The 26,034-nt window shown below is 59.8% G+C and carries 24 protein-coding genes; 11 read left to right on the forward strand and 13 right to left on the reverse strand.

The window, feature by feature from the left end; genetic code table 11:
- The first annotated feature begins 6 nt into the window (after window positions 1-6).
- Window positions 7-1,791: a KinB sensor domain-containing domain gene (locus tag HGP31_RS00825; protein WP_168757034.1), complete on the forward strand. Its 1,785-nt coding sequence runs from the start codon at window positions 7-9 to the stop codon at window positions 1,789-1,791.
- A gap of 7 nt (window positions 1,792-1,798) precedes the next feature.
- On the opposite strand, the gene HGP31_RS00830 is transcribed toward HGP31_RS00825, so the two are convergent.
- The 7 genes from HGP31_RS00830 to HGP31_RS00860 form a co-directional block, all read right to left on the reverse strand.
- Entirely contained in the window at window positions 1,799-3,409 is a 1,611-nt protein-coding gene (locus tag HGP31_RS00830) for an EAL domain-containing protein (RefSeq protein ID WP_020798031.1), read from the reverse strand.
- Between the two features lie 75 nt (window positions 3,410-3,484).
- On the reverse strand, window positions 3,485-4,264 hold the full coding sequence (locus HGP31_RS00835; RefSeq protein WP_033038845.1) for an N-acetylmuramoyl-L-alanine amidase: 780 nt from the start codon (window positions 4,262-4,264) through the stop codon (window positions 3,485-3,487).
- 102 nt (window positions 4,265-4,366) lie between these two features.
- Window positions 4,367-6,358, reverse strand: a complete 1,992-nt coding sequence (locus tag HGP31_RS00840) for a GGDEF domain-containing protein (protein WP_151143774.1) — start codon at window positions 6,356-6,358, stop codon at window positions 4,367-4,369.
- A complete protein-coding gene (locus tag HGP31_RS00845; RefSeq protein WP_020798034.1) occupies window positions 6,355-7,233 on the reverse strand; it encodes an endonuclease/exonuclease/phosphatase family protein in 879 nt (292 codons plus the stop codon). The genes HGP31_RS00840 and HGP31_RS00845 overlap by 4 nt, the downstream gene beginning before the upstream one ends.
- Window positions 7,234-7,247: 14 nt before the next feature.
- A complete protein-coding gene (locus HGP31_RS00850) occupies window positions 7,248-7,889 on the reverse strand; it encodes a thiol:disulfide interchange protein DsbA/DsbL (protein WP_020798035.1) in 642 nt (213 codons plus the stop codon).
- A gap of 199 nt (window positions 7,890-8,088) precedes the next feature.
- The gene (locus HGP31_RS00855; RefSeq protein WP_033038853.1) at window positions 8,089-8,718 is read right to left on the reverse strand and encodes a c-type cytochrome; all 630 of its coding nucleotides are present in this window, start codon (window positions 8,716-8,718) and stop codon (window positions 8,089-8,091) included.
- 43 nt (window positions 8,719-8,761) lie between these two features.
- Window positions 8,762-9,052 carry a c-type cytochrome gene (locus HGP31_RS00860; RefSeq protein WP_168757035.1) on the reverse strand — a complete coding sequence of 97 codons (291 nt, stop codon included), beginning with the start codon at window positions 9,050-9,052 and terminating at the stop codon, window positions 8,762-8,764.
- A 191-nt stretch (window positions 9,053-9,243) separates the two neighbouring features.
- Between HGP31_RS00860 and yihA the strand changes: the two genes are divergently transcribed.
- Entirely contained in the window at window positions 9,244-9,888 is a 645-nt protein-coding gene (gene yihA, locus HGP31_RS00865) for a ribosome biogenesis GTP-binding protein YihA/YsxC (RefSeq protein ID WP_020798038.1), read from the forward strand.
- A 332-nt stretch (window positions 9,889-10,220) separates the two neighbouring features.
- Here the strand turns inward: yihA and polA are convergent, their stop codons facing one another.
- Complete coding sequence (polA, locus tag HGP31_RS00870) at window positions 10,221-13,040, reverse strand: DNA polymerase I (protein ID WP_168757036.1); 2,820 nt, start codon at window positions 13,038-13,040, stop codon at window positions 10,221-10,223.
- Between the two features lie 74 nt (window positions 13,041-13,114).
- On the opposite strand from polA, the gene HGP31_RS00875 reads away from it, so the two are divergent.
- Complete coding sequence (locus HGP31_RS00875) at window positions 13,115-13,405, forward strand: DUF2782 domain-containing protein (RefSeq protein WP_110748477.1); 291 nt, start codon at window positions 13,115-13,117, stop codon at window positions 13,403-13,405.
- Between the two features lie 59 nt (window positions 13,406-13,464).
- Window positions 13,465-14,415, forward strand: coding sequence for a homoserine kinase (locus HGP31_RS00880; protein ID WP_033038864.1), 951 nt, complete (start codon window positions 13,465-13,467; stop codon window positions 14,413-14,415).
- Window positions 14,416-14,538: 123 nt separating this feature from the next.
- On the opposite strand, the gene HGP31_RS00885 is transcribed toward HGP31_RS00880, so the two are convergent.
- Complete coding sequence (locus tag HGP31_RS00885; protein WP_151143778.1) at window positions 14,539-15,459, reverse strand: zinc ABC transporter substrate-binding protein; 921 nt, start codon at window positions 15,457-15,459, stop codon at window positions 14,539-14,541.
- 66 nt (window positions 15,460-15,525) lie between these two features.
- On the opposite strand from HGP31_RS00885, the gene zur reads away from it, so the two are divergent.
- Genes zur through HGP31_RS00905 form a run of 4 tightly spaced genes read left to right on the forward strand, consistent with a single transcriptional unit; the run spans window position 15,526 to window position 18,331 of the window.
- The gene (gene zur, locus HGP31_RS00890) at window positions 15,526-16,008 is read left to right on the forward strand and encodes a zinc uptake transcriptional repressor Zur (RefSeq protein WP_033038868.1); all 483 of its coding nucleotides are present in this window, start codon (window positions 15,526-15,528) and stop codon (window positions 16,006-16,008) included.
- Complete coding sequence (znuC, locus tag HGP31_RS00895; protein ID WP_020798046.1) at window positions 16,008-16,793, forward strand: zinc ABC transporter ATP-binding protein ZnuC; 786 nt, start codon at window positions 16,008-16,010, stop codon at window positions 16,791-16,793. The genes zur and znuC overlap by 1 nt, the downstream gene beginning before the upstream one ends.
- A complete protein-coding gene (gene znuB / locus HGP31_RS00900) occupies window positions 16,786-17,574 on the forward strand; it encodes a zinc ABC transporter permease subunit ZnuB (RefSeq protein ID WP_020798047.1) in 789 nt (262 codons plus the stop codon). The genes znuC and znuB overlap by 8 nt, the downstream gene beginning before the upstream one ends.
- Before the next feature lie 37 nt (window positions 17,575-17,611).
- Complete coding sequence (locus tag HGP31_RS00905; RefSeq protein WP_151143780.1) at window positions 17,612-18,331, forward strand: PA5502 family lipoprotein; 720 nt, start codon at window positions 17,612-17,614, stop codon at window positions 18,329-18,331.
- Between the two features lie 120 nt (window positions 18,332-18,451).
- On the opposite strand, the gene katE is transcribed toward HGP31_RS00905, so the two are convergent.
- Entirely contained in the window at window positions 18,452-20,611 is a 2,160-nt protein-coding gene (gene katE, locus HGP31_RS00910) for a catalase HPII (RefSeq protein WP_277352214.1), read from the reverse strand.
- A gap of 189 nt (window positions 20,612-20,800) precedes the next feature.
- On the opposite strand from katE, the gene HGP31_RS00915 reads away from it, so the two are divergent.
- From HGP31_RS00915 to HGP31_RS00925, 3 genes are all read left to right on the forward strand, one after another.
- The gene (locus HGP31_RS00915) at window positions 20,801-21,808 is read left to right on the forward strand and encodes a methionine ABC transporter ATP-binding protein (protein ID WP_033038874.1); all 1,008 of its coding nucleotides are present in this window, start codon (window positions 20,801-20,803) and stop codon (window positions 21,806-21,808) included.
- Window positions 21,808-22,482: a methionine ABC transporter permease gene (locus HGP31_RS00920; protein WP_008002212.1), complete on the forward strand. Its 675-nt coding sequence runs from the start codon at window positions 21,808-21,810 to the stop codon at window positions 22,480-22,482. The genes HGP31_RS00915 and HGP31_RS00920 overlap by 1 nt, the downstream gene beginning before the upstream one ends.
- A gap of 90 nt (window positions 22,483-22,572) precedes the next feature.
- Window positions 22,573-23,346 carry a MetQ/NlpA family ABC transporter substrate-binding protein gene (locus tag HGP31_RS00925; RefSeq protein ID WP_168757037.1) on the forward strand — a complete coding sequence of 258 codons (774 nt, stop codon included), beginning with the start codon at window positions 22,573-22,575 and terminating at the stop codon, window positions 23,344-23,346.
- Between the two features lie 85 nt (window positions 23,347-23,431).
- Here the strand turns inward: HGP31_RS00925 and HGP31_RS00930 are convergent, their stop codons facing one another.
- The 3 genes from HGP31_RS00930 to HGP31_RS00940 are packed head-to-tail and all read right to left on the reverse strand — an operon-like array spanning window position 23,432 to window position 26,024.
- The gene (locus HGP31_RS00930; RefSeq protein ID WP_020798052.1) at window positions 23,432-24,067 is read right to left on the reverse strand and encodes an SCO family protein; all 636 of its coding nucleotides are present in this window, start codon (window positions 24,065-24,067) and stop codon (window positions 23,432-23,434) included.
- A complete protein-coding gene (gene cyoE, locus HGP31_RS00935) occupies window positions 24,064-24,963 on the reverse strand; it encodes a heme o synthase (protein WP_020798053.1) in 900 nt (299 codons plus the stop codon). The genes HGP31_RS00930 and cyoE overlap by 4 nt, the downstream gene beginning before the upstream one ends.
- Window positions 24,951-26,024, reverse strand: a complete 1,074-nt coding sequence (locus HGP31_RS00940) for a COX15/CtaA family protein (protein WP_020798054.1) — start codon at window positions 26,022-26,024, stop codon at window positions 24,951-24,953. Before HGP31_RS00940 ends, cyoE begins: the two co-directional genes overlap by 13 nt.
- Window positions 26,025-26,034: the final 10 nt, after the last annotated feature.

Raw genomic sequence — 26,034 nt, forward strand, 5'->3', positions numbered from 1 at the left:
GCGGCGATGAAACCGGCGATGAAGTTGCAGACCCGGCTTTTCCTCAGCATTTCTGCACTGATCACTGTCGCACTGCTTGGGCTACTGCTCGGTCTTGTCAGTGTGCTGCAGATGGCTGGGAGCCAGGAAGCGTTGGTGCGCAACAACTTCGTCACTCTGGACCTGGGGCTCAAATTGCGACAGACGCTGGGTGATCAGCTGCTCATCATGCTCAGTGAAAAAAGCGATCCCGCCGCCCTCGAGGCGTCCAAGCAGCGTTACCTTGAGTTGCTGGAGGAAGGCATTGCCCAGGAACCCTCAGATGAAACCCACGGCTTCAAAAAGGCCAAGGCCGATTATTTGAGCTTTATGGGTGCGTATGAAGTGTCCGCTGACCCGACGCGCGTACTCAGTGGCAACGATGAGCTGACCGAAAAATTCAATCTATTGCGCAATGGCTTGATCACGGAGCACAAGCGGGCGCTGGATGACATCAGCACTGTCGAACGCAAAGCCCGTGAGCGTGCACTGCTGATCGCCGGGCTGCTTGGCCTGGTTGGGCTGGCGGTGTTGATCATCGGCTTCATTACCGCACACGCCATCGCCCGGCGATTCGGTGAGCCCATCGAGGCTCTGGCGCAGGCAGCGGATCGTATTGGCCAGGGTGATTTCGACGTCACGCTGCCGGTGTCTTCGGCCGTGGAGCTGAATCAGCTGACCCGGCGCTTCGGGATCATGGCCGAGGCTTTGCGTGAACATCAGGCCACTAACGTCGATGAGTTGCTGGCGGGACAGCAGCGTTTACAAGCGGTGCTCGACGGTATCGACGATGGCTTGCTGATGATTGATCGCCAGGGGAATCTGGAGCACCTTAACCCCGTAGCGCAGCGCCAGTTAGGCTGGGACTCCGATCGGCTCGGGCGAGGCTTGGGTGAGGCGCTGGAGCATCCCGAACTCGATGAGCAACTGCAACTGGTACTGCGTGGCGGTACGCTGGAACGTATGCCGGATGACCTGAGCATCGAGGTCGATGGCGAGACGCGGTTGCTGACGTATAGCCTGACGCCGGTCATCCACACCCAAGGGCATATTCTCGGTGCAGTGATGGTGCTGCACGATGTGACTGAACAGCGTGCTTTCGAACGAGTGCGTAGCGAGTTCGTCTTGCGCGCCTCCCATGAACTGCGCACGCCCGTGACTGGCATGCACATGGCATTTGGGCTGTTTCGCGAGCGCTCGCATTTTCCACCGGAGTCCCGGGAGGCGGACCTGCTGGACACGGTAAACGAAGAAATGCAGCGGCTGATGCAACTGATCAATGACTTGCTGAATTTCTCCCGTTACCAGAACGGCTTGCAGAAACTCACCCTGGCGCCATGCTCCATCGAGGATTTGCTGGAGCAAGCGCAGATTCGCTTTACCGACGGGGCGCGAGAGAAGGGTGTCGAGCTGTTGGTAGAAGTCCAGGGGCCCTTGCCACGGTTGCAAGCCGATCAGGCGCAACTCGACCGGGTGCTCGACAATCTGATCGATAATGCACTGCGTCATACCGCCACCGGCGGGCGGATACGCCTGCAAGCCAGGCGTCATGGGGAACGGGTCATCATCAGCGTCGAAGATAACGGTGAAGGCATCGCCTATGGCCAACAGGGCCGGATCTTCGAGCCGTTTGTCCAGGTCGGCCGCAAGAAAGGCGGGGCCGGCCTCGGTTTGGCGTTGTGCAAGGAAATTGTGCAGCTGCATGGAGGACGAATGGGTGTTTACTCGAGACCGGGGCAGGGGACTCAGTTTTATATGACGTTGACGGTGTAAGCGCTTTTTACGCTTCGTCATCCAGGCGTCGACCGGCCAGTCGGCGGCCTCGGGTTATCAGCTCAATGAACTGCACCGCACTTAATGCATGGGCAAACAGCCAACCCTGGCCGAATCTCACCCCCTCACTGCTGAGGAGCGCCGCCTGGGCTTCATGTTCGATGCCTTCGGCAATCACCTTCAAATGCAGTGACTGGGCCATGTGAATAATATGCGGCGCAACACCGCTGCTCGCTGCGTCATGGCCCAGCGCATCGATGAACGCTTTGTCGATTTTCAGGCAATCCACCGGCAAGGTCTGCAGATACGCGAGACTGCAGTAGCCGGTGCCAAAGTCATCGATCAGTACCTGGTGCCCTACATCCCGCAAGGCTTGCAGGTTTTCCCGGGCCACAACCACATCGATCAATCCGCGTTCGGTGACTTCAAAGGCAATCTGCTTCGCCGCGACCCGGTGCAGGGTCAGCAAGCGAGCCATCACTTGGCCGATCCGCGGGATCATGACATCGCAGGCCGCCAGGTTGACCGAGATGTACAACTGCGGGTTGGCCCGCAGCAGTTGCCCCAGTTGCTCAAGCAGGCGTTGCAGGACAAAGTCGGTCATCTGGCGGATTTGCCCGGTGTTCTCTGCCATCGGGATAAACAGGTCGGGACTGGTCAGGGTGCCGTCCGGCCTTCGCCAGCGCAGCAAGGCTTCGGCCCCGACGCAGTTGCGGCTGTCGAGGTCAAAGATCGGCTGATAGAGCACCTGCAACTCACCTCGGCGGATGGCTCCCGTCAGCTCTGCGTCAAGTGACTGGCGCTGGCGCACCAGCAAAAACACCAGGAAACCTACGCAAAGAGCCAATAGCAGACAGGCAGGCAGCAACCACCACCACACGGGCGGTATATGGGTGCCACTGCGCGGGCTGATCAGCACCAGTTGGTATTCCGGGTTGTCGGTGGGCATGCGGTAAATCAAGCGTGTCTGGGTGACTTGCAGCGCATCGCGGGTTTTTGGCGGCCATTGGCTCGGTGGCCAGGCTTGCGAGACGCCCAGTACCGGAATTGCCCGGGTGCCATGGTCAAGTACCACCAGCAGGCTGCTTCCCGGCGAAAGGTCGACCATGTCGGTCAAATGGCCGCGAGATGTCGCAACCCGGAAATTGCCGCGTCCGAGCATCAGCGCGGCACGGTTTTCATCGGGTTCGGTGGTGGTATTCAACCAGTAACTGTAGGTGGGGCCCTTGATGTCCGGTGGGCGTATCAATGACAAACCTTCCTGGCGCGGACGATTGGAACAGATTCGCGAGGCGTCCATGTAGGCTGCCTCATAGACGAAGCGATAATTGAAGGTGACCTGCTGCAAAGTCGCGATCATGTCGTCATCGCAGCTGCGCAACGGCTGGGCTTCCAGGTCGTCAAGGCTTTCGCGCAATTGCCCGAACAGTTGCTCCAGACGAGCAAGAAAACGTTCACCCTGGGCGTTCATTTCCCAGCTTTCGTTTTGCTCAACCTGGTGAATGGCAACGAAGTAACTGCCGGCCATCATCAACGTAGCGCTCAAGACAGCAGCCAGCATCGCCAGAAACCAAGGGCGATAGAACCAGCTGCGAAGTGTCTCTCGAGCAACAGTCATTATGTAATATCCGACGAATTACCAATGAGTTATAGCTGCTATTTGAGAAACGCGCTGACCGTCGGGCGATCGTCATTATTTTGTCTGATTTAAAACCTGAAGCAGCGCGGCGGTTTGTGCATCCGGCGTACCGTCGAAGCGCGACGGTCGGAAATGCATCTGGAAGGCCGCCAGCACGTGGCGGGTGGCGACGTCCAGTTCGCCCGTTTGCGGTGTGTCATAACCGACGCGTGCCAGTTGTGCCTGATACCAGCTGATGCTCGGCAGCTGTGTTTCGAACCGGGTCTGCTGACGGGCTACGGCTTGTTCGTTCGGCCAAATACCCAACCCTTGCTCAGCCAGGCGCTTCCAGGGAAACAAGGGCCCCGGATCCAGCTTGCGCAAGGGGGCGATGTCGCTATGCCCGACAATGCTGCGAGGACTGATTGCGTAGCGCTGGCTAATGTCCTTGAGCAGGACGATCAGGGACTCGATCTGCGCTTCGGAGTAGGGATACCACAGGCGCCCGGTCGGGGTGTCCTTGAAGCCCGGGTTGACGATTTCGATGCCGATGGAACTGGAATTCATCCAGGTCCGGCCTTGCCATTGGCTTTCTCCGGCGTGCCAGGCCCGCAGGTTTTCATCCATCAGCTTGTAGATGGTCGCCTTCTTGTCGTCGCCGATCAGGTAGTGGCTGCTAACTTCGCCATGGGTTAGCAGTTGCAGCGAGCGCTCCTGTGATGCATTGGTGTAGTGGAGCACGACGAACTGAATACGGCTGTCGTGATTGGCCGAAGCATGGCTGGTGTCGTAGCGGGGACCGCTGGCGCAGCCGGCCAGCAGGATCAGCGACACGATGAGAGCAAGATATTTCATGGGGAAGCCAACACGCTAAAGACAGTAATGCAACAGTGTAACGTACTGTCTTGTGCGTGTTGGGCCATCGCAACGATTTGAACAACATGGAGCGATAAGCGCTCAGCCCAGCTCCACCCGGTTGCGCCCGGCATTTTTTGCACGGTACAGCGCCTGATCAGCTCTTTTGAGCACCGCATCGCCATGCTCGCCGGCCCTGAAAGCCGCCAGGCCTATGGAGAGGGTGATGGTCACCGGTTCACCCTTGAAGTGAAAAGGGCAGGCTTCGATAGAGGCGCGCAGGGTTTCCAGGAGTTTCATGCCGTTCGCCGGGACGGTGGATGGCATCAGCAGGACAAATTCCTCGCCGCCAAATCGCGCAATGAAGTCTGTCGGGCGCAGGCGCTTACGCAACACGCTGGCAATGATTTTCAGCACTTTGTCGCCCGCCAGGTGCCCGTAATTATCATTGATGCGCTTGAAGTGATCGAGGTCGAGCATGGCCAGCATCAGGGTGTTGCCGTGTTGCTGCCATTGGCCGATCTCATACTCAAGGCGCTCGCTCCAGGCCGCGCGGTTTGGCAGTCCGGTCAGCGGATCGATCAAGGCTTTCTGGCGTTGCTCTTCGAGGTGCTCGCGAAATCCCTGGGCTTCCTGTTCCATATGGGCAACCCGCTCGGCCAGGCTCTGCAGGCGGGCCGCCACTTCCTGCTCGCGCTCATCGCGCTGCTGGCGGTGCTGGTCCATGGTGCCGAGCAAGACTTCCAGATGGTTTTCCAGCACGTGCTTGAGATCATCCAGATCGGCCGCTTCCTGCACGCTGTTCTGCAAGCCGTCGACCTGTTCGCGAATCTGCGTGTCCATCGCATGTGCGGCGGATCGGCTGTCGGCATGGCCGGCGCTGGCGGCCTGCAAGTTGCTCTGGAACGATTCCAGGCGTTCGTTGAGCCGCTGCAGATAAGCTTCGAATTCGTGTTGGCCACCGTCGGAGATTGCCAGCATCAAAGTCGCCAGATCGTCGAGAATCGGCAGCAACTCGTACCAGTTAAGGCCATTTTTCAGCCGTTCACGCATTGATTCGGCTTGGGGGCGATGACGCTCCGGTACTGTCAGATCCTCGAGCAAGCCCAGCAAGGTATCTTCGATGTGTTTGGCCACCGAGCTATAGGACGGCTCGGGCGAGTCGGGCAGGGCGTAGAGCATGTCTTGCTCGGGCTGCTGCGGATCGATCGCAGCCAGTGCCTGGGCGATGGGCGAGGGCAGCGGCAGGGTATCGAGCAGTACCGCCGGGCTCAATTCGTCGGGATTGACTGCCGTTTCAGCTGGGAGGGTGGGAGTGCCGACAGGTTCGGACAGTCTCACGGGTTGTAGCGATTCGGCTTCGGCCATGACTTGCGCAGGCCGGGCCGGCGCTTGCTGTGGCTCCAGGGCTGGCGCAACAGCAATGGGCTGGGTCGTATCTGGCGTTACTTGCAGCACCTGCGGCACGGTGTCTGCAATGACCGGTCGGGTTGCGACCACGGACGCCGGAACGGTTTCGGCCGTCTGCACGATAAGAGCGTGTTCTGCGGGGACGGTCGCCTCTTCGGTGTCACGCTGACCGAACAGCCGCTGCAGCAGTCCCGGTCGTTCCGGTTCCGCCGGACTTTCCAGCTGGCTCAGGGCCTTGCCCTGCAGTCCGCTCAGCTCGCCGAGCAGTAGCGGGATCTCGCGTGCCTGGCTGACGCGACTGTCCAGTTGTTTGGCGAAGTGCTTGAGGGGGCGGCTCACTTCCCGGGGTAGCGGTAATGTTTGCAGCTGCGTGACCAGGGCGGTGAGTGCGGCGCTGGTCTGGTTGACCCGGGTTTCCCGACGCTGCTCGGAGTCGAGTACGGCTTTTTCCAGGCGAGGCAGCAGGGCGGCGAGTCCGGCGTCCATGTCGTCGGTGCGCACGACTTCGCGCATCTCCTTCATGCATTGGTCAACGGCGCGGTCGGTGCCTTCCGCTGCCAGCGTGCTGCGCACCAGTCCCCGGCGCAACAGGTCTAGCCTGGCATCCCAGCGACGTTCGAGCTTTTCCTGTTGTTCGATGCTTTGCAGGTACTTCTCTTTCCAGCGTTGTGCTTCGTCGCTCATTCATGGGATCCGCGGGGGGCAGGACTCAACGCGGGCAATGCATCGGCCGTGAGCGAACCCGGCAGACGAATCTCTACCGCGACCGGCAGGTGATCGGAAATGGGTTGTGCCAGCACCTCGACCTTTTCAAGGGTCAGGCTCGGGCTCAGTAGAATATGGTCCAGGCAGCGCTGCGGGCGCCAGCTGGGGAACGTCGCTTCCATTTGCGGGGCCAGCAGCCCGAGGTCGCGCAATGGAGAGTGTTGCAGCAGGTCACTGGCGTGGGTGTTCATGTCGCCCATCAGCACCTGGTGCTTGTAACCGCCAATGACTTCGCGAATGTAAGCCAATTGCATGCTGCGGGCTCGTGCGCCCAGTGCCAGGTGCATCATGACCACCACCAGCGCTTCCGGACCTTCGCCGAAGCGCACCAGAATCGCTCCGCGACCCTTCGGCCCTGGCAGTGGATGATCCTCGATCGCCCAAGGCCGCAGGCGACTGAGCACACCGTTGCTGTGCTGGCCGAGGCGTCCGAGATTGCGATTGAGTTGTTGATACCAGTAGGGAAAGGCGCCGAGCTGGGCCAGGTGTTCGACCTGGTTGACGTAGCCTGAACGCAGGCTGCCACCATCGGCTTCCTGAAGGGCGACCAGGTCGAAGTCACCCAGCAGATTGCCGATCTTTTGCAGATTGTCGGCACGCCCGGTGTGCGGCAACAGATGTTGCCAGCCCCGGGTCAGGTAATGCCGATACCGCTCGGTGCTGATACCCACCTGGATATTGAAGCTGAGCAAGCGCAGACGGCTGTCGGCGGGCAGGCCTGTCGATTCCAGGTGATGTTCGTTGACCCGCGGATCATGCAGGCCAACGATGCGTTCGGTTCCCCAGCGGCGCATGGCGGGCGCCTCGCTCAGTTGGCGGCAGCCTTGTTAGCCGCTCGCTCTTGATCGACCAGTTTATCGGCCAGTTGCAGGGCTTGTTCAGCGCCGCCGGCGGAACCTACGTCAAAACGATATTTGCCGTTGACGATCATGGTCGGAACCCCGGTGATTTCATATTTTTTCGCCAGCTCTCGCGCCTTGTTGATCTGGCCCTTGATGGCGAAGGAGTCAAACGTGGCGAGGAACTTGTCCTTGTCGACGCCCTGGGTAGCCAGGAAGTCCGCCATATCGTTCTTGTCGGTCAGCTTCTTGTGTTCTTTCTGGATGGCTTCGAACACTGCAGCATGGACCTTGTGCTCGACGCCCATGGCTTCGAGGGTCAGGAACATCTGGCCGTGTGCATCCCATGGGCCGCCGAACATGGCCGGAATACGTACGAAATTCACGTCCGAAGGCAGTTTTTCAACCCATGGGTTGATCACGGGTTCAAAGGCGTAGCAGTGCGGGCAACCGTACCAGAACAGCTCCACCACTTCGATCTTGCCGGGCACGGCGACCGGCACCGGGTTGCTCAGCTCGACATAAGGTGCAGCGGGGGCTTCAGCGGCTTGGGCAGTCATGCCGAACAGGCTGGCAGCGGCAAAAACGGCGCTGATGATCAGATTACGCATGCTTTACTCCTGGACAATTTTTTCGCCTCGCGAGACCTGATTTCAGACAGGTCATGGCGGGCTTGAGTTCTGTAGTGTAACGGCAGCGGCCACAAAAAAGGGCGGCCAAAGCCACCCTTTTTATACTTGCTGTGACGGATTAATCGAGCGTTAACGCTGCAAGGGTTCTATGCCTTGCGCAACGCCCGATCCATCGGTCTTAGTGCAGGCCCTGGATATAGCTGGACACTGCGGCGATGTCTTCGTCGCTCAGCTTTTTGGCAATGCTCTGCATCGGTTTGGTATCGCCGTCGTTATTGCGACCGCCTTCTTCCTTGCGGAAGTCAGTCAGTTGCTTGGCGATATATTGAGCGTGCTGGCCACCCAGGTGTGGGAAGCCGGCGGCCGCGTTGCCCGCGCCATTTGGCGAGTGGCAGCCGGTGCACGATGGCAGGCCCTTGGCCAGGTCGCCGCCACGGAACAGTGCTTCACCGCGAGCCACGATTTTCGGGTCGGCGGCACCGACGCTGCCCTTCTGGCTGGCGAAGTAGGCGGCGATGTCCGCCAGATCCTGGTCGCTCAGGTTGGTCAGCAGGCCGGTCATTTCCAGGACGGTGCGCTTGCCCGACTTGATATCGTGCAACTGCTTGGTCAGGTAGCGTTCACCCTGGCCTGCCAGTTTTGGAAAGTTAGGCGCCATGCTGTTGCCATCCGGGCCATGACAGGCGCCACATACGGCGGCTTTTGCCTGGCCTGCGGCGGCGTCACCAGGTTTGACTGGCTCACCTGCAGCATGGGCAATGCCGGAGATCCCCACGGTCAACAGCAGACTCACGATCAATTTGTTCATCAGCTAATCCAACTACGGCTAAGGGTTAAGTTATGGACCGGGTTTACTCGCTCATCCATTGGATGATGGCTTGGTAATCCTCGGCACTGCAGTCCATGCACAAACCACGCGGCGGCATCGCCTTGAAACCCTGGGTCACGTGTTGCACCAGCGTCTCCATACCTTTCGCCAACCTCGGCTTCCAAGCTTCCTGATCGCCCTTGCGGGGCGCCATGGGTAGTTGGCCGGAATGACAGGCACCACAAACACGGTTGTACACAGTTTCCGGATCCTGTGTAGCCTGAGCGCTGTAAAGCGGCATCAAGACTCCGGTAACTAGCAGCCATTTCGTCATAAAACGACCTTTTCAGGGTTGAGAGCGATCTGCGTTCTAGTGCGCAATCAAGGTCTGTCGCTCTCGTGAACTTCATCCTGCATCGGGACAAAGCGCACACAAAATCTGCGGCATTATATACTGGCGTCACTGAAACGGAAGCGACACTGCTTGCCGCGCCCATTCCTGGCGCCGCCCACATCGGAAATCCCATGCAACTCAAGAATCCCATCCTCGGTCTGTGCCAACAGTCCACCTTCATGCTCAGCGCCGCCAAAGTCGACCAATGTCCGGATGACGAGGGCTTTGAAGTCGCCTTCGCCGGGCGTTCCAACGCCGGCAAGTCCAGTGCCCTGAACACCCTGACGCATGCCAGCCTGGCGCGCACCTCGAAAACACCGGGGCGCACGCAACTGTTGAACTTCTTCAAGCTAGACGATGAACGCCGTCTGGTCGACCTGCCGGGCTACGGTTATGCAAAAGTACCGATCCCGCTCAAGCAACACTGGCAGCGTCACCTGGAAGCTTACCTGGGCGGTCGTGAGAGCTTGAAAGGTCTGATCCTGATGATGGACATCCGCCACCCGATGACCGACTTCGACCTGTTGATGCTCGATTGGGCCGTCGCAGCCGGCATGCCGATGCACATTTTGCTGACCAAGGCGGACAAGCTGACCTACGGCGCGGCCAAGAACACATTGCTCAAGGTGCAATCGGAAATTCGCAAGGGTTGGGGCGATGCTGTGACGATCCAGTTGTTTTCGGCCCCTAAGCGCATGGGCCTGGAAGACGCCTACACTGTATTGGCGAACTGGATGGAACTGCCGGACAAAGGCGCTGACGAAGTAACTGGATAAGCGTGAAAAAACTGTCTCAGGAGCGGTCAGGCCAGCGTGGCGTGACCGCATCAGGCAGTTTTCAGGCAAAAAAAACCCCGGACTTCTATGGGGAGGGGGAAGTTCCGGGGTTCAAGTTCTAGACCGCTAGGGCGGGGTCCAGATATCTGCCAACACTTAACACAACATAGGAGCATCGAAGGGCTTCACCAGCCATTCAGTAAATCTGAGTGGCCTTGGCGAGATTAGTTCAGTTTATTTTCAGAAGCTTTGGAATAAACCCAATCACTTTTTGGACTAAGCAGCGCAGGTTGGGGTCTGCCGCGGCATCATGCCGCAGCAGCGTTTTGCACTCAGTGCGCCTCATCCCAGTTATTGCCTACCCCGACTTCCACCAGCAATGGCACATCCAGTTTCGCCGCACCGCTCATGTGCAGGCGAATCTCGTTGCTGACTTGATCGACAAGGTCCTCGCGCACTTCCAGTACCAATTCATCGTGGACCTGCAGAATGACCTTGGCGTCCAGGCCGGAGGAGGTCAGCCATCCATCCACGGCCACCATGGCTTTCTTGATGATGTCGGCTGCCGTGCCTTGCATCGGCGCGTTGATGGCCGTGCGTTCGGCTGCGGCACGCTCCTGCGGCTTGTTGGAATTGATCTCCGGCAAGTACAGCCGTCGCCCGAAGAACGTTTCCACGTAGCCTTGATCCGCGGCCTGCACGCGGGTGCGATCCATGTATTCGCGCACACCGGGATAACGGGCGAAGTAGGTGTCGATGTACGCCTTGGCGGTCTTGGTATCAACGCCGATGTCCTTGCCGAGTTTTTGCGCACCCATGCCATAGATCAGGCCGAAGTTGATCGCCTTGGCGCTGCGACGCTGGTCGGAGGTGACCTGGTTCAGCTCGACCTTGAACACTTCGGCAGCGGTGGCGGTGTGCACGTCCAGGTTATTGCGGAAGGCATTCATCAGGCCTTCATCGCGAGACAGGTGCGCCATGATCCGCAGTTCAATCTGCGAATAGTCGGCAGCCAGCAGCTTGTAGCCGGCCGGGGCGACAAAGGCCTGGCGGATACGCCGGCCTTCCGCGGTGCGCACCGGGATGTTCTGCAGATTCGGGTCGCTGGATGAGAGACGCCCGGTGGACGCCACGGCCTGGTGATAGGAGGTGTGGATGCGCCCGGTGCGTGGATTGATCTGTTCCGGCAGACGGTCGGTGTAGGTGCTTTTGAGCTTGCTCATGGAGCGGTATTCCATCAGCACCTTGGGCAGTCGATAGTCGTCCTCGGCCAGCTTGGCCAGCACTTCTTCGGCGGTCGATGGTTGGCCCTTGGCGGTCTTTTTCAGCACCGGCAACCCGAGTTTCTCGTAAAGGATGACGCCGAGCTGCTTGGGTGAGCCCAGGTTGAATTCCTCTCCGGCAATCTCGAAGGCTTCACGCTCCAGCGCCACCATCTTATCGCCCAGTTCGATGCTCTGCACGCCCAGCAGGGCGGCATCTACGAATGCGCCTTGGCGTTCGATACGTGCGAGCACAGGCACCAGGGGCATTTCGATGTTCGTAAGCACGCTGGCCAGAGTCGGGATGGCGGACAGCTTGTCGAACAAGGCCTGGTGCAGGCGCAGGGTGATGTCCGCGTCCTCGGCGGCGTAAGGCCCGGCCTGCTCCAGCGCAATTTGATCGAACGTCAGTTGCTTGACGCCTTTGCCGGCAATGTCCTGGAAACTCACGGTGGTGTGATCCAGGTATTTCAGCGCCAGGCTGTCCATGTCATGGCGGGTGGCTGTGGAATTGAGCACATAGGATTCGAGCATGGTGTCGAAAGCGACGCCGCGCACGGTGATGCCGTTGGCCTGATCGCCACCGATGGCGCAGTTGGCGAGAATGTTCATGTCGAACTTGGCGTGCTGGCCGACCTTGAGTTTGTTCGGGTCTTCCAGGATCGGCTTGAGGGCGCGCAGGACGGTGTCGCGATCCAGTTGCTCGGGTACGCCGATGTACGAGTGGGTCAACGGGATGTAGGCCGCTTCGTTGGCTTGCACCGCAAAAGACAGGCCCACCAGTTGTGCCTGCTGTGCGTCGATGCCGGTGGTTTCGGTGTCGAAGGCGAACAGCTTGGCGTTTTTCAGTTTATCCAGCCAAACGTCGAATCGCGCTTGATCGAGGACGGTTTCATAGCGGGTTTCTGACGTTGTCGCCGGCACTTCAGCTTCAGCTCCGGCGTCGGCGGCACTGAACAGGTCGACTATCGGAGCAGGCTCAGAGGCAGCACCGCTCAATTCAAGACGCTTGGCGTCCCGATCAAGATCGTTCAGCCAGCTTTTGAATTCCAGCAGGGTGTAGAGCTCGTAGAGCTTGGCCGGATCTTCCGGGCCCATCTGCAAGTCGTCGAGGCCAATGTCCAGCGGCACATCGACCTTGATGGTCGCCAATTGGTAGGAGAGGAACGCCATCTCCCTGTGCTCTTCGAGTTTGGCCGGCAGGGTCTTGGCGCCGCGGATCGGCAGGGTTGGGACGATGTCGAGCTGCGCGTAGAGCTCGGTCAAGCCACCATTCACACCCACCAGCAGGCCGGAAGCGGTCTTTGGACCGATGCCCGGAACGCCTGGGATGTTGTCGGACGAATCGCCCATGAGTGCCAGATAATCGATGATCTGCTCGGGAGCGACGCCGAATTTTTCCTTCACGCCCTCTACGTCCATGCTGCTACCGGTCATGGTATTGACCAAGGTAATGTGGCCGTCGACCAACTGCGCCATGTCCTTGTCCCCGGTGGAGATGATCACCGGGCGATCGGCCGCCGCGCTGCTGCGGGCCAGCGTGCCGATCACGTCATCGGCCTCGACGCCTTCTACGCACAGCAGCGGGAAGCCCAGGGCGATCACGCTTTGATGCAGGGGCTCGATCTGCACGCGCATGTCGTCGGGCATGCTCGGCCGGTTGGCCTTGTATTCGGCGTACATGTCATCGCGAAATGTCCCACCCTTGGCATCGAATACCACGGCGAAGGGACTGTCCGGGTACTGCTTGCGCAGACTCTTGAGCATGTTCAGCACGCCCTTGACCGCGCCGGTGGGCAGGCCTTTGGACGTGGTCAGCGGTGGCAACGCGTGAAAGGCGCGGTACAGGTAAGAAGAACCGTCCACCAGGACGAGGGGGGCTTGGCTCATGAGCAGGATCAACCTTTTCGGCGGGTCCGGCGCTAGAATAGCGGGACCGTTGACGACAAAGGGACAAGGTTATCATGCGCACACTAAATCGCCTGTTGCTGGCTGGCTTGTTTGCAATTACACCGCTGGCCGTAATGGCGGCGGACGATGCGCCATCGCCAGATCCGGAAGTGACCATTCGCACGGAAGGCGACAAAACGATTCAGGAGTACCGTCAGAATGGTTTTCTTTACGCCATCAAAGTTACGCCGTCAGTGGGTAAGCCCTATTTTCTGGTGCGCGCCGATGGATCGGACGGTAACTTCATCCGCTCGGATCAGCCGGATATGCTGATACCGTCGTGGAAGATCTTCGAGTGGAAGTAGTTTCTTAATTTCAATCGGCGTTGGCTCAAGGGCGGCGCCTCCTACTGGCAGTTTTAATCATGTCTGTGTTTACCCCCCTGGCTCGGCCCGAGCTGGAAGCTTTTCTCGCCCCTTATGGCCTAGGCCGCCTGCTTGATTTCCAGGGGATTGCCGCCGGTAGCGAAAACACCAATTTCTTTATTAGCCTGGAGCAGGGCGAATTCGTCCTGACCCTGGTCGAGCGCGGCCCGGTCCAGGAGATGCCGTTCTTCATCGAATTGCTCGACGTGCTGCACGAAGCCGACCTGCCGGTGCCTTACGCGCTGCGCACTACCGACGGTGTCGCGTTGCGCGAGCTGGCCGGCAAGCCTGCGCTGCTGCAACCGCGCCTGGCCGGCAAGCACATCAAGCAAGCCAACGCACAGCATTGCGCGCAAGTAGGCGAGTTGCTTGCTCACCTGCACCTGGCGACCCAGGCCAAGATGATCAAGCGCAAGACCGATCGTGGCCTGGACTGGATGCTGGAAGAGGGCACGCAATTTCTCTCGCACCTCAATGCCGGGCAGAAAGCTTTGCTGGAGCGGGCGCTTGAAGAAATCACACAGCAGAAAGAGAAAATTCTGGCGTTGCCACGCGCCAATATCCACGCCGACCTGTTCCGCGATAATGCGATGTTCGAAGGCACGCACCTGACCGGTCTGATCGATTTCTACAACGCCTGCTCGGGGCCGATGCTCTACGACGTGGCGATCGCCTTGAACGACTGGTGTTCGGACGATGACGGCTTGATCGACGGCCCACGGGCGCGGGCGTTGCTGGGGGCTTATGCCGCGTTGCGTCCATTCACCGCGGCCGAGGCCGAGCTGTGGCCGACCATGTTGCGGGTGGCGTGCGTGCGTTTCTGGTTGTCGCGCTTGATCGCGGCGGAGTCGTTTGCCGGGCAGGACGTGTTGATTCACGATCCGATGGAGTTTGAGCTGCGGCTAGCCCAGCGGCAGACGGTCAATACGCCGCTGCCTTTCGCCCTGTAGGAGCGAGCATGTCGAATCGTCGCACCGTCGCGATGGTGGTTAACGATGACGCGGGGTGCCTGACACCCCGCGGTGCTGGGGATTTCTTCGCGAGCATGCTCGCTCCTACAGAGAGCTGGGTTGTTACAACGACTCCAGGCACCCCGCCAAATCATTCCCCAACTTCTCCAAAATCTGCTCATACCCCTGGGCGGTCGCCGGCGTATACCCGCCCAGCGCATCCAGCTCCGCCAGTTTCACCGGGAGCCCGGCCACCAGGGTTTCCGCCAGGCGCGGGCGCAGTGGTGGTTCGCTGAATACACAGGTCTTGCCGACTTCCTGCAACCGCGCGCGCATCGCCGCCACATGCTGGGCGCCGGGTTGTACTTCGGCGGCGACACTGAACACACCGGCGTGCTTCAGGCCGTAGGCGTCTTCGAAGTAGTCGAACGCTTCGTGGAACACGAAGTAAGGTTTGCCTTCAATACCCCCCAGGCGTTTCTTCAGGCGTGCATCCAGCGCATCGAGGCGCTCGTCAAATGCCTTCAGGTTGCTCTGGTAGCGTGCCGCGTTGACCGAGTCGGCTGCACTCAGATCCGCCGCCATCTTCGCTGCGATAACCCGGGCGTTGGCCGGCGATAGCCACAAATGCGCATCCAGGCTGCCCGGGCGATGGTCATGGTCATGTTCGTCCGCTTCTTCAGCGTGGGAGTGGTTGTCTTGGGCGAAATGTCGCAATTTCAGGCCAGGAAGGTCCTGCACCGCAACGCTCGGCAGCGTACGACCATTGAGCACCCGAGGCATGAAACCTTCCATGTCCGGCCCGATCCAGTACAGCAGATCCACCGATTGCACCTTCCGTACGTCGGATGGGCGCAAGGCATAGTTATGCGGCGAGGCGCCGGGTGGCAACAAGACTTCCGGGATCGCCACGCCGTCCTGTACGGCAGCGGCGATCAGCTGTAGCGGCTTGATGCTGGTGAGGACCTTGACTTCGGCTTGCGCTGAGCCGATCAGCAGAAAACTTGTGAAAATTGCGACAAAGATGGAAAAAAGTCGGGACACGATGACCACTCGAAGAGGCGAGAACGGGTAACATAATAACGTCTCTCACAATACTCGTCGCCGCTCATGCCTAAAACACCGATAGCCAGCCGTCCTCACGACCACTCTCATTGCGTTCACAGCGCACTGTCTGAGGCCGACGCCCTGTGCGCGCGCCAGGGTTTGCGCCTGACCGCGTTGCGTCGGCGGGTGCTGGAACTGGTGTGGCAAAGCCATAAGCCACTGGGGGCCTATGACATTCTTGCGGTCCTCAGTGAGCAGGACGGGCGCCGGGCCGCACCCCCAACGGTTTACCGCGCTCTGGATTTCCTGCTGGAAAACGGCCTGGTACACCGTATCTCCTCGCTCAACGCCTTCATCGGCTGTAATCACCCGACGCACGCCCACCAGGGTCAGTTCCTGATCTGCCGTGAATGCCACGCCGCCATCGAACTCGAACAGAAGTCCATCAGCGACGCGATCATCGCCAGTGCCAGGGACGTCGGGTTTGTCGTCGAAGGCCAGACCGTTGAAGTGATAGGTCTCTGTTCGGGCTGCCAGGGGGCTTGATGAGCAACGCGCTGATCCGCCTCGAGCAGGTTGCCGTCACGTTTGCCGGGCAACCGGTGCTGGATAACATCGAACTGAGCGTCGAGCCGGGGCAGATCGTGACCCTGATCGGCCCCAATGGCGCCGGCAAGACCACGCTGGTGCGCGCCGTGCTCGGTCTGCTAAAGCCCGACAGTGGCAGCGTCTGGCGCAAGCCGAAACTGCGGGTCGGCTACATGCCGCAAAAGCTGCATGTCGACCCGACCCTGCCGCTCTCGGTGCTGCGCTTCTTGCGCTTGGTGCCGGGTGTGGACCGCGCGATGGCGTTGGCCGCGCTCAAGGAAGTCGGCGCCGAGCAGGTGATCGACAGCCCCGTGCAAAGTGTTTCCGGCGGTGAGATGCAACGTGTCCTGTTGGCCCGGGCCTTGTTGCGTGAGCCTGAGCTGCTGGTGCTCGACGAACCGGTACAAGGCGTCGACGTGGCCGGCCAAGCTGAACTCTATAGCCTGATCACCCGCCTGCGAGACCGTCACGGCTGCGGTGTGTTGATGGTTTCCCACGATTTGCACCTGGTGATGAGCACCACCGACCAGGTAGTTTGCCTGAATCGCCATGTCTGCTGCTCTGGCCACCCCGAGCAGGTCAGCGGCGATCCGGCATTTGTCGAACTTTTCGGCAAAAACGCACAAAGCCTGGCGATTTATCACCACCACCACGACCACGCCCACGATCTGCACGGCTCGGTGGTCAAGGCGCCCACATCGGGTCATACCCATGTTCACGGAGATAGCTGCAAGCATGGCTGATTTTCTGCTCTACGCCCTGCTTGCAGGATTGGCTCTGGCAGTTGTGGCGGGCCCGTTGGGCTCCTTCGTGGTCTGGCGGCGCATGGCCTATTTCGGCGACACCCTGTCCCACGCGGCATTGCTGGGCGTGGCGCTGGGCTTTTTGCTGGATGTCAGCCCGACTGTGGCCGTCACCGTCGGCTGCTTGCTGTTGGCAGTGTTGCTGGTGACCTTGCAACAGCGCCAGCCGTTGGCCTCCGACACGCTTTTGGGAATTCTCGCACCCAGCACCCTCTCTTTGGGCCTGGTGGTACTAAGCTTCATGCACGAAGTGCGGATCGACCTGATGGCCTATCTGTTCGGTGACTTGCTGGCGATCAGCCCGACCGATCTGGCATGGATCCTCGGGGGTAGCGCTGCGGTGCTGGCGTTGTTGGTGACATTGTGGCGGCCATTGCTGGCAATCACGGTGCACGAAGAGTTGGCGAGGGTCGAAGGGCTGCCGGTGGCGGGATTGCGCTTGGCGCTGATGCTGTTGATCGCCGTAGTGATTGCCGTGGCGATGAAAATCGTCGGTGTGTTGCTGATCACATCGTTGTTGATCATTCCGGCCGCCGCGGCACAACGTCACGCCCGCTCACCGGAGCAGATGGCACTGGGCGCCAGCCTGCTGGGCGTGCTCGCCGTGTGTGGCGGGTTGGCGTTGTCCTGGTTCAAGGACACCCCGGCGGGCCCGTCGATTGTAGTGGCGGCCGCCGCGCTGTTTCTGCTGAGTTTTGTTCTGCCCCGTCGAGGGGTGTAGACTTGCTCGTTTTTTGCGCAAATAGAGAGTCGCAGGAATGAAGTCGTTCGCCTCCCGTTATCTGCTCCTTGTCGCATTTTCTTTGCTGCTGGGCGCTTGCCAAAGCACGCCACCGGCAGCCACCGAGGCCCCGGATGCGCGGGCCACGGCCATTGCACAGCTGGAACAAAGCCTGGCCAGCAGCGAGCTGGCCACAGCCGAGAATCAATTGGCAGCGTTGCAGGCCGAGTCCCCCAACGATCAGTCCCTAGAGCAATACCAGCGTCAACTGGCCGAAGCCTATCTGCTGCGTAGTCAGATCGTCCTGCAAAAGGGCGATGTAAACGCTGCTGCCACCGCATTGGCCCGGGCTCGGGTCTTGATGCCTAAAGCGCCTGCGCTGACCGGTGGTGTCAACGGTGCCATCGCACAAGCCCGCAAGGCTGAGCTGGAAAAGGCCGAAGCAGACCTCAAGTCCGCCGAAGCCAAGCGCAAGGCCAAGGTCATTGACCCTGAGGCTGAAAGCACGACGGTGAAGCTGAAAATCACCGATATGGGGAAAATGCGTCGTCAATTGGATGCTATTGCCGCCGATGTGGTGAATTTTCAGTGCGATGTGAGCCTTCAGGTTCCGCGTACCGATGATTATCCTTGGCTGGCCAATTTGTTGATCAAGCGCGTGCAGAAGCTCGATCCGCAGTTTGATCTGAAGCTGGATCGGCAGATTCTGCGCAGCGTTCCGGCGCAGATGGTATTGAGTCCCCGCAAAGCACCTTGAAAGCATCGCGGGCAAGCCCGCTCCCACAGGGTTTCGGGTCGGCCGCACATTTTTTGGCCAACTTGTCCACTGTAGGAGCGGGCTTGCCCGCGATGGCATCCTATCCGACGATAAAGCTTTCTAGGCCGGAATCGCTTTAGCCTTCGGCTCCCTGTCCCAAACCCGATGCTGTCCAATCGCGGCAAAGAATGGCTTGGCCAACTTGCTATCCGCCCCTATGACCAACCCCGCATCAACCTCCAGTTTCAACACATCCAGCAACTGCTTCGCCTCACCGTGCAACGCAATCGCTTTCAAATGCTTGTAAGCCTCCAGTACGTAATGCAACGCCACACCGTCAGTGCTCAGCGCCTTGATCGATGCCGCGCCTCCAGGCACGAACACAGCGTCGAATGTTACTGAAGGCGAGCCTTCCATGGACGCATCTACCGGCAACGACTTGCCATCGGAGGTTTTCACCGGGGCCGAGGTCGGGCCGAGCAATTTGGCATGCGCCCCTTCAGCTTCCAGCGCTTTCTTCATGGCATCGATTGCTGCCCCGTCCACGCCGTCGGCCGCCAGGATCGCTACCTTCCGGGTTTTGATGTCGCCTGGCAGCAGGTTGGCCTGGCTCAGGGCCGGCGAGCGGTCCGGGGACGTTTTCGGTACATCGACGGTCCCCGCTTTCGGCGCCGCAAGCCCGAGGTTCTGTGCCACCCGTTTGGCCAGCTCCAGATCGATGTTGGCCAGGATTTCATTCACTTGCCTGGCCCGGATGAACTCACGCTCAACCTTGCCCAACTCAAAGCTGTATGCCGCGATGATGTGTTCTTGCTCATGCTTGCTCATGCTGTGGAAAAACAGCCGTGCCTGGGAGAAGTGGTCGCTGAACGACTCGCTGCGCTGCCGGATCTTGTTGGCGTCGATGCGCTCCGCATAACTTTCGAAACCGCCGTCCTGGGCGGCAGGAGGTGTTTCTTTCGGCCATCCGCCGTCGATGGAGTTGGGTTCGTAGGACGCACGCCCCTTGTCGATGGTGGTGCGGTGTAATGCATCACGCTGGCCGTTGTGGAGTGGTGTTACTGGACGGTTGATCGGGATTTCATGAAAATTCGGTCCACCAAGTCGGCTGATCTGCGTATCGGTGTAGGAAAACAGCCGACCTTGCAGCAACGGATCATTGGAGAAGTCGATCCCGGGCACGATATGCCCCGGGCAGAATGCAACCTGCTCGGTTTCGGCGAAGAAATTGTCCGGGTTGCGGTTGAGCGTCATTTTCCCCAGTGGCGTAATGGGCACGAGCTCTTCAGGAATCAGCTTGGTGGGGTCGAGGATGTCGAAATCGAAGGCGTGTTCGTTTTCCTCCTCAATAATCTGCACGCCGAGTTCCCATTCCGGGTAGTCACCCATCTCGATGGCTTCCCAGAGATCGCGGCGGTGATAATCGGTGTCTTTACCCGCCAGTTTCTGCGCTTCATCCCACACCAGCGAGCAGGTCCCGGCGGCGGGGCGCCAGTGGAATTTGACGAAACGCGATTTACCTTCGGCGTTGATCAACCGGAAGGTGTGCACGCCGAAACCTTGCATGCTGCGCAGGCTTTTCGGAATTGCCCGGTCGGACATGGCCCAGATCACCATATGGGCTGATTCAGGTTGCAGTGAGACAAAGTCCCAAAACGTATCGTGGGCCGAGCCGCCAGTAGGGATTTCATTGTGAGGCTCGGGTTTTACTGCATGGACAAAGTCGGGAAATTTGATGGCGTCCTGGATGAAAAACACCGGCATGTTATTGCCCACCAGGTCGAAGTTGCCTTCATTGGTGAAAAACTTCACAGCGAAACCACGTACGTCCCGCACGGTATCGCCTGAACCACGGGGCCCCTGCACGGTGGAAAAACGCACGAACACCGGCGTTTTCTGCGCCGGGTCTTGCAGGAAACCGGCCTTGGTCAGTACTGAGTGGTTCTCGTAAGTCTGGAAGAAACCATGGGCACCCGTGCCTCGGGCATGCACGATACGCTCGGGGATGCGCTCATGGTCAAAGTGCGTGATTTTTTCACGCATGATGAAGTCTTCCAGCAACGATGGCCCTCGGGCGCCGGCTTTCAAGGTGTTCTGATTGTCCGCCACCTTCACGCCCTGATTGGTACGCAAGGCCTGACCGGTGGCGTCGGAACGGAATTTTTCCAGGCTATCGAGCTTGGTATTGGTGTTGCTGCGGTCCAGGGTATCGGTCCCGGCCAGTGCGCTCTTGGGGGCGGCAGGCTTCTTGGTGCTCATCAGGCATGACTCCTCGGGGATTGTTTCGAGTGGCCTAATTAGTGACTGATGACGTTTCGAGCCGTTCCTTTTATCTGACCTTTGATCGCGTTATTGCCAAATGACTGGTTGAATACGAAATAAATGCTAAGAACTGCTATACGGACAGGCTAAAATGCGCGCCCGGCTAACCGCTGATCCTTTTCCAACGCGCCCCACAAGGTTCGCTACGTGATCGAGTTTCAAAACGTCCATAAAACCTACCGCGTCGCCGGTAAGGATATCCCCGCCCTGCATCCGACCAGTCTGACGATAGAGAATGGTCAGGTCTTTGGTCTGATCGGCCATTCCGGTGCGGGAAAAAGTACCCTGCTGCGTCTGATCAATCGCCTGGAAAACTCTAGCGGCGGCAAGATCATCGTGGACGGCGAAGAAGTCACTGCGCTCGATGCCAACGGACTGCGCCGTTTCCGTCAGCAGGTCGGAATGATTTTCCAGCACTTCAACCTGCTGGCGTCCAAGACCGTTGCCGACAACGTTGCGCTGCCGCTGACGCTGGCCGGTGAATTGTCCCGCCGCGAGATCGATCTGCGCGTGGCCGAGTTGTTGGCCCGGGTCGGTTTGTCCGATCACGCCAACAAGTATCCAGCGCAGTTGTCCGGCGGCCAGAAGCAGCGTGTCGGCATTGCCCGCGCCTTGGCGACCAAGCCGAAAATCCTGCTGTGCGACGAAGCCACCAGTGCACTGGACCCGCAGACCACGGCGTCGGTCCTGCAATTATTGGCTGAGATCAATCGTGAGCTGAAGTTGACCATCGTGCTGATCACCCATGAAATGGACGTGATCCGCCGAGTCTGCGACCAGGTCGGCGTCATGGACGCTGGCGTGATTGTCGAGCAAGGTTCGGTGGCCGAGGTGTTCCTGCATCCGAAACACCCGACGACCAAGCGTTTCGTGCAAGAAGACGAGCACATCGACGAAAGCGAACAGCGTGACGACTTCGCACACGTGCCAGGCCGCATCGTGCGTCTGACCTTCCAGGGCGAAGCGACCTACGCGCCCCTACTGGGAACCGTCGCTCGGGAGACCGGTGTGGACTACAGCATCCTGGCCGGTCGGATCGATCGCATCAAGGACGTCCCTTACGGGCAACTGACCCTGGCCGTGACCGGTGGTGACATGGAAGCGGCTTTTGCCCGCTTCACCGCGGCCGACGTTCACATGGAGGTGCTGCGCTAATGGAAGCCCTGACTAGTTTCTTCGCCAACATCGACTGGTTCGAAATCTGGCTGGCCACCGGTGATACGCTGCTGATGCTCGGTGGTTCGCTGCTGTTCACCGTGTTGCTGGGCCTGCCGCTGGGTGTGCTGTTGTTCCTCTGCAGCCCGCGTCAGTTGCTGGAAGCCAAAGGCGTCTACGCGATGTTGTCTCTGGTGGTGAACATCCTGCGTTCGCTGCCCTTCATCATTCTGTTGATCGTGATGATTCCGTTCACCGTGTTGATCACTGGCACTTCCCTGGGGGTCGCCGGCGCGATCCCGCCGCTGGTGGTCGGTGCCACGCCGTTTTTCGCGCGGCTGGTGGAAACCGCTCTGCGCGAAGTGGATCGCGGCATCATCGAAGCGACCCAGGCCATGGGCGCGACGACGCGGCAGATCATCACCAATGCCTTGCTGCCCGAAGCCCGCCCGGGCATTTTCGCGGCGATTACGGTGACGGCCATTACACTGGTGTCCTACACGGCAATGGCCGGTGTGGTCGGTGCCGGTGGTCTGGGTGACCTGGCGATCCGGTTCGGCTACCAGCGTTTCCAGACTGACGTGATGGTGGTGACGGTGGTGCTGCTGCTGGTGCTGGTGCAGGTCCTGCAAACCGTTGGCGACAAGCTGGTTGTGCATTTCTCTCGGAAATAAAACGTTCTCGTACATGACAAATGAGCCGGCCATTCGCTTGAGGCGCCGAAGACTGGCGCCTCAAGCGGGTACCCAAAAGGAGTTAGCTGAATGAAAAAACTACTCGTCGCATTCGCTGCTGTTGCAGCCTTTTCCGCCCACGCCGCCGACACCCTGACAGTCGCCGCGACTCCGGTTCCGCACGCGGAAATCCTCGAGTTCGTTAAACCGGCCCTGGCCCAGCAAGGCGTGGACCTCAAGGTTAAAGTCTTCACCGATTACATCCAGCCGAACGTGCAGGTCGCGGAAAAACGCCTGGACGCCAACTTCTTCCAGCACCAGCCGTACCTGGATGAGTTCAACAAGGCCAAGGGCACCAACCTGGTCTCGGTGGCCGGCGTGCACCTGGAACCACTGGGTGCTTACTCCAGCAAGTACAAGACCCTGGAAGAGCTGCCAAGCACCGCCACCGTGGTGATCCCGAACGACGCCACCAATGGTGGCCGCGCGCTGCTGCTGCTCGCCAAGGCCGGTGTGATCAAGTTGCAGGATTCGAACAACATCCTGTCGACGGTCAAGGACATTACCGAGAACCCGAAGAACCTGAAATTCCGTGAGCTGGAAGCCGCGACCATCCCGCGCGTGCTGACCCGGGTCGACCTGGCGCTGATCAACACCAACTACGCGCTGGAAGCCAAGCTCGATCCGTCCAAGGACGCGCTGGTCATTGAAGGTAGCGACTCGCCTTATGTGAACATCCTGGTTGCCCGTCCGGACGACAAGGACAGTGAAGCGATGAAGAAGCTGGTTGCTGCCCTGCACAGCCCGGAAGTGAAGGCCTTCATTCTCGAGAAGTACAAAGGCGCGGTGGTGCCTGCGTTCTGATTGGCTGACGCAACGAAAAAGGGGACGCCATAAGCGTCCCCTTTTTTGTGCCTGAAATATCGTTCCCGTAGGAGCGGTATGGTGGTTATTTGCGGTTGAGCATCACCGGCAATTGCGCCACCAGCTTCACATTGTTCAACGGCGCCCGAATGAAGCCGCGCTGGGTTCCGTCCGGGCCAATGACCGCGAGGTTACCGCTGTGGTCGACCGTGTAGTTCGGCTTGCTTGTATCGGCCGGAATGAACGGGATGCTCACGGCATTAGCGATCTTTTGCAGATCCTCGGTCGACGTCGCCGTTAGGCCGACAAACTGCGGATCGAAGTAGCCCAGGTACTGCTTGAGCTGCTTGGGCGTATCGCGGTGCGGATCGACACTGACCAGCACGATCTGCAACTTATCCACAGCCTCCGGCGGCAATTCACTCTTGATCTGGCGCAGTTGGGCGAGGGTGGTCGGGCAGATATCCGGGCAGAAGGTGTAGCCGAAGAACAGCAGGCTCCACTTGCCTTTGAGCTCGTTGATGGCCACCGGCTTGCCGTCCTGATCAGTCATCTTCACATCCGGCAGGTTGCGGCTTTGCGGCAGGAGAATGATCCCCGCGTCGATCAGTGCCGTCGGGTCGCCCTGGCCTTTGCCGGAGAGCACTTTGTTAATGGTCAGGCCCAGGACCAGCGCGATCAGGGCGACAAGGATGAAGACGGTTTTCTGGGTTCGGGTCATAGGTTCAACAATAAGTAGTGGTCAACGAGCAGGGCGATGAACAGCAGGAACAAGTAGTAAATAGAGTACTTGAAGGTGTTGATCGCCGCGTGCGGCCGAGTGCCACGGTACAGCACCACGGCCCATTGCAGGAATCTGGCGCCAAGACCGATGGCGCAGACCAGGTAGAGCAAGCCGCTCATGTGGATCACGTAGGGCATCAGGCTGACGGCCAGCAGCGCGCAGGTGTAAAGCAGGATGTGGATCTTGGTGTAGTGCTCGCCGTGGGTCACCGGCAGCATTGGGATGTCAGCCTTGGCATATTCCTCCTTGCGATGGATCGCAAGGGCCCAGAAGTGTGGCGGGGTCCAGGCGAAGATGATCAGCACCAACAGCAGCGGTTCGGCGCTGACGTGGCCGGTGGCGGCGGTCCAGCCGAGCAGCGGCGGAGCGGCCCCGGCCAGGCCTCCGATGACGATATTCTGCGGCGTCGCACGCTTGAGGAAACCGGTGTAGACCACTGCGTAGCCGAGCAGGGAGGCAAGGGTCAGCCATGCTGTCAGCGGATTGGTGAAGGCCAGCAACAAGGCCTGGCCAAGCAGTGCCAGCACCAGGGCAAAAGTCAGCGCGGCGGCCGGAGACACCCGGCCTTCGGCCAGTGGCCGTTTGTGGGTGCGAGCCATGACCGCATCGATCCTGCGGTCCACCACGTGGTTGACCGCTGCCGCACCGCCCGCACACAAGGCAATGCCCAGGTTGCCGAACACCAGCACGGTCCACGGCACTCCGGCGCGCGTTGCGAGGAACATCCCTACCAGTGAAGTGATGAGCATCAGCACCACCACTTTTGGTTTGGTCAGCTCCAGGTAGTCACGCCAGATTGCCTGGCTGTGACGTTCGCCGATCAGAATCGCCATGGCGTCTCTCCTTTTATTGTTATGGGCCCGGCTGAATGTTTACGCGGGCTGAAACGCCAGCGTGTCGGCTGCTTGACCCGAACCAGGCTGGTCCGGGCGTGGTAATTGACCAACACCATCGTCAGCAACAGCGCTGCGCCCCCGGCGTTATGGGCGACGGCAATCGGTAGCGGCAGGTGCAACAGCACGTTGCTGATGCCCAGGGTGATTTGCGCCGCGAGGGCGATCAGCACCAACCCGGCGAGTCGCGTCATGCCAACGACTTTCAGTTGCCAGGCGAGGCCAAGTAACACCAGGGTCACCAACAACGCGCCGATCCGGTGTGTCAGGTGAATCGCGGTGCGGGCGTCGCTGTCCAGTTGCCCGCCGAGGTAGTTCGGGCCGATGTGCTGGGTCAGGTGAAAGCCATTGGCGAAGTCCGCAGGCGGCAGCCATTGCCCGTGGCACGTCGGAAAGTCGATGCAGGCCACAGCGGCGTAGTTGGAGCTGACCCAGCCACCCAAGGCGATTTGCCCGATGACCAGCAACAGCCCCGCCGTCGCCCAGTACTGCAGGCGTCGCGGCACCGTCAATGCGGGCAGTACGCCGGACAGGCGCAAGGTCAGCAGAAACAGCAGGCTCAGGGTCGCAAAGCCGCCAAGCAGATGTCCGGTGACGACTTGCGGCCAGAGCTTGAGTGTCACCGTCCACATGCCGAACGCGGCTTGGGCAAACACCACTGCCAGCAGGAACAACGGCAGCTTCACCGGTTGCCCTGGATGCCGGCGATGGACCCAGGCCCTACCGGCCAACACCGATATCAGCAGCCCCAGCGTGCCGGCGAAGTAGCGATGGATCATCTCGTTCCAGCCTTTATGGGCTTCTACAGGCGTGTCCGGAAAATGCAATTCGGCATGGGCCAGTTGTGCTTCGCTTTTGGGCACGCTGATAAAACCGTAGCAGCCAGGCCAGTCCGGACAGCCCAAGCCTGCGTGGGTCAGGCGGGTATAGGCACCGAGCAACACCACAATCAGTGCCAGAAAGGTGGCAAACAGCGCGAGGCGAAATCCAGGCTTGGCCATGACGATGCCC

It is taken from the genome of Pseudomonas umsongensis (assembly GCF_012647205.1).
GTDB classification, from domain to species: domain Bacteria; phylum Pseudomonadota; class Gammaproteobacteria; order Pseudomonadales; family Pseudomonadaceae; genus Aquipseudomonas; species Aquipseudomonas umsongensis.

Excerpts from the sequence above, each read along its gene's own strand:
- HGP31_RS00825 (WP_168757034.1), top strand. The coding sequence starts at position 7 with ATGAAACCGGCGATGAAGTTGCAGACCCGGCTTTTCCTCAGCATTTCT.
- HGP31_RS00830 (WP_020798031.1), bottom strand. The coding sequence starts at position 3,409 with ATGACTGTTGCTCGAGAGACACTTCGCAGCTGGTTCTATCGCCCTTGG.
- HGP31_RS00835 (WP_033038845.1), bottom strand. The coding sequence starts at position 4,264 with ATGAAATATCTTGCTCTCATCGTGTCGCTGATCCTGCTGGCCGGCTGC.
- HGP31_RS00840 (WP_151143774.1), bottom strand. The coding sequence starts at position 6,358 with ATGAGCGACGAAGCACAACGCTGGAAAGAGAAGTACCTGCAAAGCATC.
- HGP31_RS00845 (WP_020798034.1), bottom strand. The coding sequence starts at position 7,233 with ATGCGCCGCTGGGGAACCGAACGCATCGTTGGCCTGCATGATCCGCGG.
- HGP31_RS00850 (WP_020798035.1), bottom strand. The coding sequence starts at position 7,889 with ATGCGTAATCTGATCATCAGCGCCGTTTTTGCCGCTGCCAGCCTGTTC.
- HGP31_RS00855 (WP_033038853.1), bottom strand. The coding sequence starts at position 8,718 with ATGAACAAATTGATCGTGAGTCTGCTGTTGACCGTGGGGATCTCCGGC.
- HGP31_RS00860 (WP_168757035.1), bottom strand. The coding sequence starts at position 9,052 with ATGACGAAATGGCTGCTAGTTACCGGAGTCTTGATGCCGCTTTACAGC.
- yihA (WP_020798038.1), top strand. The coding sequence starts at position 9,244 with ATGCAACTCAAGAATCCCATCCTCGGTCTGTGCCAACAGTCCACCTTC.
- polA (WP_168757036.1), bottom strand. The coding sequence starts at position 13,040 with ATGAGCCAAGCCCCCCTCGTCCTGGTGGACGGTTCTTCTTACCTGTAC.
- HGP31_RS00875 (WP_110748477.1), top strand. The coding sequence starts at position 13,115 with ATGCGCACACTAAATCGCCTGTTGCTGGCTGGCTTGTTTGCAATTACA.
- HGP31_RS00880 (WP_033038864.1), top strand. The coding sequence starts at position 13,465 with ATGTCTGTGTTTACCCCCCTGGCTCGGCCCGAGCTGGAAGCTTTTCTC.
- zur (WP_033038868.1), top strand. The coding sequence starts at position 15,526 with ATGCCTAAAACACCGATAGCCAGCCGTCCTCACGACCACTCTCATTGC.
- znuC (WP_020798046.1), top strand. The coding sequence starts at position 16,008 with ATGAGCAACGCGCTGATCCGCCTCGAGCAGGTTGCCGTCACGTTTGCC.
- znuB (WP_020798047.1), top strand. The coding sequence starts at position 16,786 with ATGGCTGATTTTCTGCTCTACGCCCTGCTTGCAGGATTGGCTCTGGCA.
- HGP31_RS00905 (WP_151143780.1), top strand. The coding sequence starts at position 17,612 with ATGAAGTCGTTCGCCTCCCGTTATCTGCTCCTTGTCGCATTTTCTTTG.
- HGP31_RS00920 (WP_008002212.1), top strand. The coding sequence starts at position 21,808 with ATGGAAGCCCTGACTAGTTTCTTCGCCAACATCGACTGGTTCGAAATC.
- HGP31_RS00925 (WP_168757037.1), top strand. The coding sequence starts at position 22,573 with ATGAAAAAACTACTCGTCGCATTCGCTGCTGTTGCAGCCTTTTCCGCC.
- HGP31_RS00930 (WP_020798052.1), bottom strand. The coding sequence starts at position 24,067 with ATGACCCGAACCCAGAAAACCGTCTTCATCCTTGTCGCCCTGATCGCG.
- cyoE (WP_020798053.1), bottom strand. The coding sequence starts at position 24,963 with ATGGCGATTCTGATCGGCGAACGTCACAGCCAGGCAATCTGGCGTGAC.
- HGP31_RS00940 (WP_020798054.1), bottom strand. The coding sequence starts at position 26,024 with ATGGCCAAGCCTGGATTTCGCCTCGCGCTGTTTGCCACCTTTCTGGCA.